General features: G+C 71.7%; 6 protein-coding genes and 1 pseudogene. 6 read left to right on the plus strand and 1 reads right to left on the minus strand.

All coding sequences use genetic code 11. The annotated features are described in order from the left end of the window. Both V6M56_RS08670 and V6M56_RS08675 read left to right on the plus strand, forming a co-directional pair. Positions 1–320, plus strand: a pseudogene (locus V6M56_RS08670) (hypothetical protein); the annotation flags it as partial. 98 nt (positions 321–418) lie between these two features. Then, the gene (locus V6M56_RS08675) at positions 419–2,212 is read left to right on the plus strand and encodes a hypothetical protein (protein WP_332682905.1); all 1,794 of its coding nucleotides are present in this window, start codon (positions 419–421) and stop codon (positions 2,210–2,212) included. Positions 2,213–2,220: 8 nt separating this feature from the next. Here the strand turns inward: V6M56_RS08675 and V6M56_RS08680 are convergent, their stop codons facing one another. Beyond that, the gene (locus V6M56_RS08680; protein WP_332682907.1) at positions 2,221–2,718 is read right to left on the minus strand and encodes a hypothetical protein; all 498 of its coding nucleotides are present in this window, start codon (positions 2,716–2,718) and stop codon (positions 2,221–2,223) included. A gap of 356 nt (positions 2,719–3,074) precedes the next feature. Between V6M56_RS08680 and V6M56_RS08685 the strand changes: the two genes are divergently transcribed. From V6M56_RS08685 to V6M56_RS08700, 4 genes are all read left to right on the plus strand, one after another. Beyond that, entirely contained in the window at positions 3,075–5,468 is a 2,394-nt protein-coding gene (locus tag V6M56_RS08685) for a hypothetical protein (protein ID WP_332682909.1), read from the plus strand. Next, positions 5,465–9,004, plus strand: coding sequence for a hypothetical protein (locus V6M56_RS08690; protein ID WP_332682911.1), 3,540 nt, complete (start codon positions 5,465–5,467; stop codon positions 9,002–9,004). Before V6M56_RS08685 ends, V6M56_RS08690 begins: the two co-directional genes overlap by 4 nt. Before the next feature lie 219 nt (positions 9,005–9,223). Next, positions 9,224–10,714 (plus strand): hypothetical protein, encoded by a 1,491-nt coding sequence (locus tag V6M56_RS08695; protein WP_332682913.1) that lies wholly within the window; start codon positions 9,224–9,226, stop codon positions 10,712–10,714. Continuing rightward, positions 10,711–11,199, plus strand: a 489-nt coding sequence (locus tag V6M56_RS08700) for a hypothetical protein (protein WP_332682914.1), incomplete at its 3' end; no start/stop codon positions are given. The genes V6M56_RS08695 and V6M56_RS08700, both read left to right, overlap by 4 nt.

An 11,199-nucleotide genomic window follows, 5' to 3' on the forward strand; every position in this document is an offset into this window, starting at 1 on the left:
CGGTCGGTGGCTGGCGCGGCGCGGCGATCGGCGCCGAGGTCGGCGGCCTCACCGGCCTCGTCATCGCCGATGCGATCGAGAGGGAGCGGGCCCGCGAGGCTGCCTATCTCGCAGCGCGCTCCGGCTCGTCCAACACGCAGCGCTTCCGCAATTCGAGCGGCCAGGATGTCGTGGTGCGGGCTCGCCCGGTCCGGACCTACAACAACAGCTCGGGCCAGCGCGTCCGCGTCGTCGAGCGCACCGTGACCCGCAACGGCCAGGCCGCCGGCAGCGACACGGTCGAGGTCAACCTGTCGACGAACGAAGCCTCCGGCATCTGAGCCGAGGCTTGCAGAAAAACGGCCCTCCCTCCTTTGCGGGGGAGGGTCGCAAGGGGACGAGTATGACGGCGACATCGCTGCCGCGTTTGATTTCCTGGATGACGGCCGCCTGCCTGACGGTGGCCTCTCCGGCGGTCACCTCGGCACAGACCCAGATGTTCGCCGGTTTCGACGAGCAGGACCCGATCGGCTCCGCCGCCAAGGAGCTGTGGCGCCAGGTCAACGCGCAGTGCGGACCGCTGAAGACGCCCGTGCTCGTCGGCACGGCTTCCCTGCCCGTCACCGCCCAGGCGTTCACAAAGGACCAGGGCAACAACCTGATGGGACAGGTCCACGCCGCCTTCTCGCGGCTGGACGGCCTCAAGATGGCGCCTTTGGGCGACATCGGCGCGCTGCTCGAGGTCAAGGGCGCAGGGCTGACCGCGACACCCAATGCCGGCGATGTCGAGGCCATCCTCGACAAGGTCGAGATCGTCATCCGCGCCACCGGCCAGCGTGTCGGCCCTAACACTAACTTCGTGCTGCAGGCGATCGGCCGCCGCGACTACCAATGCTCGCCCAGCGTCGGTCCGGTCTCGGTGCCGGCCAATCTCGTCGGCGAGATCTACAAGCGCGCCGAGAACATCTTCGCCGACGCCGCCCGCGAAGTCTGGAGGCGCACGCGCGGCTCCGTTCCGCTCGTCCTGAGCGCGAGCCTGCCGAACGGGACCTCGCTCGATCCGCAGCTGCCGGACTATTTCCAGCGGCTGATGGAGAAGGCGATCGACGACGCCCGCCGCACCGCCCCCGAGGAATCCGTCGGCAACCCGACGCAGGTGCCGGTCATCAGCCCGATGGAGGCCTCCGCCGAGGCGACCGAACTCTGGGCCGCCTCCGTGATCGTCGTGCCGCGCCCCAATGGCTATCACCTCTCGATCAATGTTCGGCGCAAGGACGAGACGGCCGTCTTCAGCGACGGACTGGTCTCGACCGACGACCTGCCCGCCATGCAGTGGGCGGCACTCGGCCCGTCGAGCAGCGTGCGCGCCGTGGTGCCCCGGCTCGGCGCCGCGCCGCTGCGCCTGAACGGACGGGTCGCCGGTGGGCGCGGCTTCCAGGAATACGCCTTCTCGGTCGGCCGCGAATCCTATGTCGAGGTCGATATTCCGACGACGAGCGTGCCCGGTGTGCAGAAGGCCCTCAAGCTCGACGTGTTCGGCGCTCGCAACATCCCGCTGAAGACGATCCACATCGTCAATCCGAGCCGGCCCAATCTCAGGCGCTACAGGCTGCCTGCCGGCCAGTACACGATCCGCGTCGCGAGCGGCGCGCAGACGGAGCAGTCATACCAGCTGCGCGCCCGGGCGGTCGACACCACCGACATGCTGTTGCCCGAGGCGCCCGGCCGCCTGATCCGCCAGTTCCAGAACTGGTATGCCAGCGTTGTAGAAGATCCGCGGACCGGCCGACGCACCTGCTACGCCTATACCGCCGCGGTCGAGGCCGGACCGTTGAACTGGCGCGAGCAGGCGCCCTTCATCCTGCTCTCGGCCCAGAGCGAGGGCAGCGGCGAGATCCAGCACCTGATCGAGGACAAGCGCTTCTACCGCCCCGGCGCGCCGTTCGAGGCGATGATCGACGATGGCGGCGCGATGCGCGAGCTGAACGCCAGCGCGACGGCAACCGGCAATTTCATCCGGCCGACCAAGCAGGGTTCGAACGGCCAGCCGATCCTCGATATGGATGCCGTCGCCGGCTATAATCGCGGCACGAAGCTGGAGATCAACGGCATTACGCCGGATGGCCGCCCGGCGCATGTGGTCTACTCGCTCCGAGGCTACCAGGCCGCCGTCAACGCCATGTCGCTCGAATGCGGCCGTCGCGACCTCGCCAACGCGCTGGTCTGGAAGTAGCCTTGGCCTCAGGCGAGCGCCAGCGCGACCCGCGCCGGTGCCTCCGCCGGGCCGGGCTCGAACCGGATCAGGCCGCGCCGGATGCCGGCGCCCTCGCCGAGCTCGCGCAGGACTGCGGCGAGCGAGCGGGCGGAGCGCTCGAACACGCCGAGCAAGGCCTCGACCAGGCGCGGATCGCTCCAGATTTCCTGCGCCCGCCGACCGAAGGGCGCGAGGAACGGCTCGACGCCGCTCCAGGCCAGGATGGTCTCGCGCGGCCCGGCGGCAGCTTCGCCGGCACCGAGCAGGATGCGCTCGATGATCGGCGCCCAGACGCCGTCATCATAGCGGCCGATCGGCAGCAGGACGACGAGCCTTCGTGCGCCGCCCAGCGCCGCTCGCGCCTCGGCGCCGGCCTGGGCCGGTTCGCGGAACAGGCGCGGCAGCAGGCGCGGCGCAAGGAAGCTCGCCTGCGCCTCCTGCACGGTCTCGCCCTGGCCGAGGCCGGAAAGCGAAACGCGGCGCATGACGACATCTTCGCCGGCAGGCGAATCGGCCGCAGGCGCCGCCCAATGTGCGGGCAGCGAAGCGGGCAAGGCCGCGAAACAGACCGGCTCTGCCGTCATGGAAGCGCTCTCCACCGTCACATCGTGCATTCGAGCGCCGCTCCGACGAGCGGAGCGGGTAGATTCCGGCCCGTGAAGTCGCGCGCCCGTCTTCGCAAGATTAGGGCGGGACCGCTGGACCTCGCAAGCCGCAGCTTCCCCAGCAATAGGGAAGCTTCGCCGCCTGCCTTGCCGCAACGTCTTGCAAGACGCCGGACCATCGCGCAAGGTCCGCCCGCCGACATCCTCTCGCGCCTGTCTTTCCGGAGCCTGCACCAGTGCATCTTTCCGTGGCGCCTGTCGCCATCATCTGGGACGGCTCACGTCATGTCGCCGCGGTCTGGAGCGAAAGCGCCCGGGCCCGCTTCCTGGCAGCCGAGGAGGCTGGCGGCCGCATCACCCTGATCGCCGCCGGTGACGGCGAAGGCGCGCCGCTCGCCGGGGCGCTGCCGGCCGGAAGCCGCATCGTCCACGCCGTCACCGTCTCGGCGGATGGCGGCATGAGCGCGATCCCGGTGCAGCTCGACGAGCGCCTGACGCCGGACCAGTCCGACCCGCAGAGCGCCGGCCTCGCTTTGCTGCAGGCGCATTCAGACGCCGCTGCGGGTCCATTGTCGATCGCGCGTCTTGCCCTCGCCGACCGGTCGCAGAACGCTCCGGCATCGCTCATTGCCAGCGGCTTGAACCAGATCAGCGAAACCGGCTCCGGCGGGCTTCGCCTGCTGGCCGGCCCCTTCATGCACCCGGCTGACGAGCGCGCGACGCTAACGCGCGTCGCGGTCGCCCGCACGAGTGGCCTGACGCTCGATTTCAGCGGCGAAGGCAGCCGGGCCGGCATCCTCGTGGCGCATCTGCCGGCGGCGATGCGGCAGGCGCGGCAGGCCCTGGCGCAGCTCGACCCGGATCTGCGGCTCGCCGTCGAAGAAGAACTCGACTCGCTCGCCGCCACGCCCGCCGACCTGCGTGACACCGACGCCTCCGGCATCGGCCGCGTCGCAGCGTTGCGCCGCGGTTTCCGCCTGCTGCACCCGGCCGCCGAGGCGGACGGCGCTTGCCGCCTGAGCCTGCCCGACTGGCTGGAAGAGGACGAGGTCCTGATCTTCGCCGAGCCGCGCCGCCAGCTCGTCTGGACCGGCGCGGGCGAGGCCGCGAACGGCGCGCCGATGACGATCCGCTGGCGGGAGGGCGAGTTCGGCGCCGTCTCGCATCGCGAGAGCTATGCCGCTTCGGTCTCGACCGGGCTGGCGCTCGGTGGCGGCAGCGGCCAGGCGCTGGTCGTCGCCGCACCGGGCATGGCGGCGCCGTTGCGCGACGATCTCGCACTCGCCGCCGGCCGGTTGGCAGAGGGCCTCTGGCAGGCTGGAACCCCGGCACGACCGGCGCGGCTGAGCACGCTTCTGGCGGAAATCGCAGCTGCACGGGCGCAAGCACCGGCCGATGCCGGTCCCTTCGCCCGGATCGACGCGCGCGCCAAGGCGCCCGACGCTGCCGGCAGCCTGCTGGAGGCAGCGGCAGCGATGGCGGGCCTCGACCCGTCGCGGGCCGATGAGCTCGGCGAGCGCAGCCTCGACGAGCAGATCGCGATGCTGCTCTGGGCGGTGGCGCAACCAAAGCTGGCGGCGCGCGCCTGCGCGGTGCGTCTGCTGCTGCCGGCGCCGCGCGCGGATCGCCCCTCCACTGAGACCGAGCGCCTGCTCGGCTGGTACGAGGATCCGGCCCTGCCGCAACTCCTGAGCCGCGAGGCGATGACGCTGGCCGGCCAGGATCGCCGGGCGATGCGACTCTTGCACGACATCGCGGCCTGCGCGCATCAGAGCTGGCTCGGCGCGGAAGTCGTCGCCGAGGTCGAGCAGACGATCGCGGAAGCGCGCAAGCGCCGCGGCCAGCGCCCGCTGAGCAGCCTCGACAGCCTGCTGCTCGAACTGCGCCGCAAGGCGCAGCGCCGGCCGCCGGCGACACCGGCGCTCGAGGAGGTGGCGCGCCGGCGCAGCGAACTCATTGACGCGGCAGCGCAGTCGAGCCAGCCCGCGAGCATCCTGGACGAGCTGGCGAAACGGCTAGCCGAGCTGACTCCCGGCGAGATCGTGCTGCTGCATGGCCATTTCGCCGGGCTCCGCCGCGAGGCCGAACAGAGCGCGGCAGCCGGTGATCTGGTCGTCGCCTGGGAGGTCGCGGCCGGGCTCGCCGGCCTCGCCGCGCGCAGCGACCGCGGCGGCGATCCGCTGCGCGGCGCTTCCCGCCTGTCGGCGACCACGCAGGGCTTCGTCGCCACGATCGACGCCGTCGAGGGCCTGGCGCCGGCGCTCGCCGCGATCGAGACGCAGATCGGCCAGGCGCTGGGCCAGAACGATGCCACGGCAGCCCACGCCACCGCGCTGCGCCGGACGCTCAGCGGCTATGGCAGGCTGCTGCTGGCCGATCTCGCCCTTCGCGAGGCCGATGCCGCCTTCGCCGGCACGCCCTTCGCCGCCAAGGCGCTCGCCGACGCTGGCGACCCCGGCTTCGGCGCCGCCTATCGGCGCCTGCGCGCCGGGGCGAGCGACACCCTCGCCCGCTATCTCGCCGCCGCCGCGGCGGTCTCGGGCGTCGACCATGAATGGGGCGCCGCGCTCGGCCGCGGCGCTCCCGCAGATGAGCCGGCACCGACCGGAGCCGGAAGAGAGGACGGATGACCGCGGCTTCCTGCTATAATCTCGAGACCCGGCTCGCGAGCTTCAGCGCCTCCGTCGCGCTCGACGGCAGCGAGGCGCTGATCGACATCCTCGCCTTCGAGGCGCCGGAGGACATGGTCAAGGCTGTCACGGTCGCGCTGATCTCGCATGCGCCGGGCCTCGCCAGCGGCGCCGATATCGGCTGGCTGCAAGGCGAGGCGCTGCTCGACAAGGCGGCAGTGCGCGCCGGCGAGCGGCTGGTGCTCGGCCTGCGGCGCGAGGCGGTGATGCGCGCCGTCGCCAGCCACCGCCAGCAGGCCGACATCGACAGCGACGCCAGCCTCGAGATCGCTTTCTCGACCATCGTCGAGACGCCGGGCGGCGCCCGCGCCTCGCCGCGGCGCGTCGTCAGGATCGCGGTGCTGGCCGGCGCCTCGCAGCCGGAATGGCGGATCGAGCCGGTCGAGATCGACCTCGATTCGCTCGCCACCGGCAAGACGCTCGGCGTCAGCCAGATCGCCATCGACATCCCGAAGGACATCGTGCTGGAAGGCCGGCGCGGCCTGACCATCGAGGCGAGCTGCTTCGGCCTGAAGGCGCAGAACCTCTCGCTCGCCATCGCCGCGCCGATGGACCATTCGGTCTCGCTCAGGCGCTATCCCGATGCCGGCGCCAGCACCTGCCGGCATCTGCTCTGGCTCGCCGACGCGCCGGCGCTGGCCGGGCAGGAGGTCCGGCTCGACGTGACGCTGACGCGCGACGCCGTGCTCGATTTCGTCGACGAGACGATCCAGGCCAATCCCAAGGCGGCGCTGCAGGTAAGGCTGACGGCCAAGCTCGGCGGCTGGGTCGGCCAGGACGGCTCGGGCCATGACCCCGACGGGCCGGCCAGGCCCTGGTCGAGCGCTCTCGAGGCCCGTTCGGTCCCGATCCGCAGCCAGAACCGCGGCGATGTCGTCCTGACCATCGCCGGCGCCCACCTCACCTGCCCGCTCGGCGAGAGCTCTAGCTTCGAGATCGAGGGCGGCCTCAATGCCGAGGTCGACCCCGATGACGAGACCTCGATCGTGCGCTGCGACGGGCTGGTGATCGACCTCAGGCGCTGGCCGCTGACCCGGACCGCACCGCTGACCGTCGAAGTCGTCAGCCGGATGGGCGAGACCGAAATCGCCGAGCCGGAGACGCCATTCCCGCTGGAGATCGTGCGCGAGGGCGATTTCGGCCGGCGCGGCCGCGCCGTCGTGCCGATGCAGGCGCTGACCACGACCTTGTCGCGCGCCGTGCGGACCAGCGGCGCCAATGTGCTGCGCGGACCGATCACCATCTCGCTCGCGATCACGGCCGGCGACGATGGCGGCAAGGCCTTCGCTCGCGCGACCCTGCCGGTGCGCTACAGCCGCCGCGTCCACCGGCTGCCGATCTGCATCGATCTCGGCGCCTCGGCGACCTCGATCTGGTCGGGCGCGCCGCGCGCCGCCGGCCGCGCCACCGAGATCAGGCCGCTGGCCCTCGGCTCCTGGCTGGCGCGGCATGTCGATCCGCGCCATGGCGAGGCGGCCCTGCACGACGCCGGCGCCGCGCCGCTGATCCCCAGTCATGTCGGGCTCGATTCCGGCAATAATCTGCGCGCCGACCATGCGCCGCACAGCCTGCCCGATCTGTCGCTGATCGGCTCCGACCGGGCGACCGTGGCGCGGCGGCTGAAGGCGTTCTCGCGCCGTTACGACGTCTCGGCGCCGGCGCCACCGCCCCAAGCTGGCCTGCCCGAGGGCGGCAAGCGGATCGATTCGCTGAAGCATGCGCTGACCTCGGGTGCGGTCTCGCTGACGCTGCCCGAACAGGTCCACCGCTATGACGTGGCCGCCGAACGGGTCGTCGCCACCAACACGGTCGAGATCGCGCCGCTCGTCGCCGACGTGCTCGACGAACTGGTCGACCTCTATGTGCTGCGCCTCGGTGAGGATCGGCTGCGGATCGAGGATCATGCGCCGGCGCCGATCGTGCCGCGCATCCTGATCTCCTGCCCGAGCGGCATCGGCGACGAGATCGTCTCGCGCTACCGCGCCGCGCTCGAACTCTTCGCGCAGCGGCTGGAGCGGCTGTTCCCGGGCGCGACCAGCTTCGCCGACGCCGCCGTCACGGTTCCCGAGGCCGTCGCAGCGGCGCGCTATGTCGCCAGCCTGCCGGAGGTCCGCGCCGCCGTGCCGGACCATGGCGAGGCGCTGCTGGTGACGCTCGACATCGGCGGCGGCACCAGCGATGTGGCGCTCGCCCGCCTGCGGCGCGACGGCGACCGGCTGAGCAACCAGACAATCGCGACCTTCGGCCTGCCGGTCGGCGGCGACCTGATGGACGAGGCGCTGGCCGAGATCGCCGCGCTCTTGATCGACAAGGCGATGGAAGCCCAGCAGGCGCACTGGCAGCCAGCCTTCGCCGAGGCCTCGCTGGCCCGCGCCGTGCAACGCCAGGACGCGGCTGCGCTTGCCGCCAGGGCCTGGCTGCGCAACGCGGTGAAGCAGGCCAAGGCAAACCTCGCCGCCCGCCTCACCGCCAAGGCGGAAGCCGGCCGTTCCGCCTATCGCTGGGACAGGGAGGCGCCTGACGAGAGCTTCGACCTCGTCCTCGCCGAGTTGCGCCGCGATGGCGAGGTGGCCGGCCTGTTCGTGGCGCAGGGCGAGCCGGCACTGGCCGAGGCCCCCTTGCCGGCCGGCCTGCGGCTGGCGCTCGATCCCGCCGACAAGGCCGGAACGCGCCGCCTCGTCCTGAAGCTCTCGCGCATGGCGCTGGAGAAGGGCGCCGGCGCTGCCTCCGAGCGCCTCAACGAGATCGCCGCCGTGCTCGGCGGCATGCTGCCGCGCATGGCGCGTGCCGCCGGCCCCAACCCGCTGCAGCGCCCGACCATCGTCATGGTGCCGACCGGGCGGGCCGCGCTCTGGCCGCCGATCTTCGAGGCGATCGCAGAGGAGGCGAAGGCGAGCCACAGCGCCTTCCCGTTCGAGCGGCCGTTCTCGCCGGCGGCGATGAAGAAGGCGGTGATCGCCGGCGCGGCCATCCTCGGCATCGAGGGCGACATGGCCGGCAGCGCCGTGCTGCACAGAAACCCGCTCGGCATCGCCGCCATGGCGGTGCAGATGCGCGATCTCGGCGCCACCGGCCTGCGCACCGAGTTCGCCGCCGAACGCATCCACTATCTCGGCTACGACATGGGCTCGGGCGACCGGCTCCATGCCGAGCATGACGAGGTCGCGCCGAGCCTCGGCGGGCGCGCCAATCTCGGCCGGCGCTTCCAGTTCGTGCGCACCATTCCCGGGCTCGACCCGCAGGGCAAGGCGCTGTCGCGGCTGCGCCCGCTGCTCGCCGGCCAGGACCCGATGGTGCTGCTCGAAGGCGATTCGATCGTCGAGGCGCATCGCGAGGGGCTGGACGGCTTCGGCCCCTGCGAGATCGTCTCCGAGGTGCTGTCGCCGACCAGCCGCAAGGTCACGGTGCTCGCCGCCAATGAGGGCTGGGAAGCCTGCTGGCGGATCGAGCATGACCGCGTCTCGCGGATCTATTGAGCCCGGCAATGTCGATGATCCAACATCGGAGGTCGTCCCGGGCGACCGCAGGGAGAGCCGGGACGACCTGCGCTTCAGCTACAAGCCCTCTTGCCGTGGCAAACCGAATGACACGCGACCAGGCGAAAACGGCTCTGGCCGTCACAAGGGCGGGCTTGCCTCGCCCCATTGCCCCTTCCACCCGCTCCGCCTTCCCTTCCGCCCGAGTGAGCTGACGCCATGGCCCTGCCCGATCTGATGGACCTGGTAATGCATGATCCGCGGCGGCTGACCTGCCTGCGCGCCGTCGCCGGCGAGCCCGGCGAGGCGATGCCGGGCATCGAGAACCTCTGGCGCAAGCCGGTCTTCGCCGTGACCCAGGCCGGGCAGCCGACCAAGGATGCGCGGCTCTCGCTGGAAGACCTGATCGACCGCAACCGCGGCATCGCCCTGATCGACGGCGGCAGCGGTCCGCAGCCGATCGACATCCCCTTCACCTCGATCGTGGTGCTCACCGCCGAATCCCTGCCCGGCGCGCAGGAACTCGGCCGCTTCCTCGCCGACCGGATCGAGCAGCGCTACCGCGACGTGATCGACCCCGATATCGGCGTCACCGTCCATGTCGAGCAGAGCCTGCATGCGGCAGCGCCGGTCGCGGTCTATCTCGGCCATGGCGTGCATGCCCCGCCGCAGGGCGGCCGCCTGGCGCATGGCGAGGTGGTCATCCGGCAGAACGCCGAGATCGCCATCGGCCAGCCGATCATCGGCGCCAACACCGCCGGCGGGCTCTATCCCGGCCAGGCGCGCTTCGCCTTCTCGCGCAGCGAGATGCTGACCCCTGCCGTCCACCCCGACCTGCCGGCCGGGACGATCTTCTTCCTCGGCCGCTATCCGGTCGATTCCTCGGCCCGCGATGCCGGCGGCCTGCCTTTGCTCACCGCCCTGCCGCAGACACCCGAGGCGCGGGCCCAGGCGATCCAGGTCGAGGCACTGCCGACGCCGACGCAAGGCGGCATCGACGCCCGCTTCGAAATCCTCGGCATCCGCCCGCAAACCGGCCGCGTCTCGCTCGGCATGGTCGACGTGACGCTCGACCGCCGGCCCTGCCGCCTGCACCAGCAGCCACTGAGCGGGCCGCATCTGGCGGTGCTCGGCCTCGCCATTCCGGAGAATTTCGGCGGCAGGCGGATGGCGCGCTACTGGATCGAGCGCAGCCATGGCGGCCGGCTGATGTCCTCGGCGATGCTGGCGCCGCGCGACAGCATCGTCGTGCAGGGCCGCGATGCGCGCCGCTACGACCGCCGCGAGCTGCGCTACAGCCGCGCCGGTGGCGAATTCCGGGCGGAGAGCATGAGCTTCGACAATCGCCGCCGCTCGGTGCTGATGCTGGAGGAAGGCGAGTTCGGCTACATCGCCCTGCCGCGCGAGCAGACTGCGATCTCGTTCGGACCGGACCAGTCCTCGCGCGGCTATGGCAGCTTCGACTGGCTCGGCGAGGCGGTGCGCGTGCAGTTCGGCTCCGGCGTGGTCGAGCGGCTCGACAATCTCTATGATCACAACCCGGTCGGCTTCATCGCCGCGGTGCCGGGCGGGGTCGCCGTGCAGTCGGCCGGCGACATCTGGATTCTCGGCGACCGCAAGGCGCAAGCTGCCGGCACCTGCACCATCCCCGCCAACGGGCCGTTCGTGCTCGGGCCGCTGGTGGTCGAGCTTCGGGGGGCGACGCCATGAGCCATCCGCTGTTCCGCGGCCTGCGCAGCAGCCTGACGGCCGTTGCCGTCGGGATCGTCACCATCGCCGGCTTCCTCTGGCTTTCCGGCGGGCTGATCGGCGAGCTCGCCGCCAGCCGGGCCTGGATCAAGCAGCCCGATTTCACCGAGACCAGCCGCTCGAACGAGGACCTGTTCAAGCAAGCCGTCTCGACCGGGCTGATCTGGCTCGACGCGGCCGGGCCGACCATCCGCTCGCAGCCCTGCGAAGCGCTCTACGACGCGTCGCTGACGCAGCCGACGCCGCAGGGCACCAAGGAATTCTCGCGCACCTTGCTCGACCGGCTCTGCAACCTGCCCGCCGGCCAGCAGATCCGCTCCGAAATGCTGGCCTGGAACAACTCCTTCCTGATCGCGGCGGCCCGCGACGACCGCGCGCCCGACCGGCGCTGCGCCGACGGCACGCCGCTGGAGCTGCCGGTGGTGCCGGCCGGCTGCCGGCCATCG

Origin of the sequence: Allobosea sp., from assembly GCF_036675845.1 — a bacterium.
Taxonomy (GTDB): Bacteria; Pseudomonadota; Alphaproteobacteria; order Rhizobiales; family Beijerinckiaceae; genus Allobosea.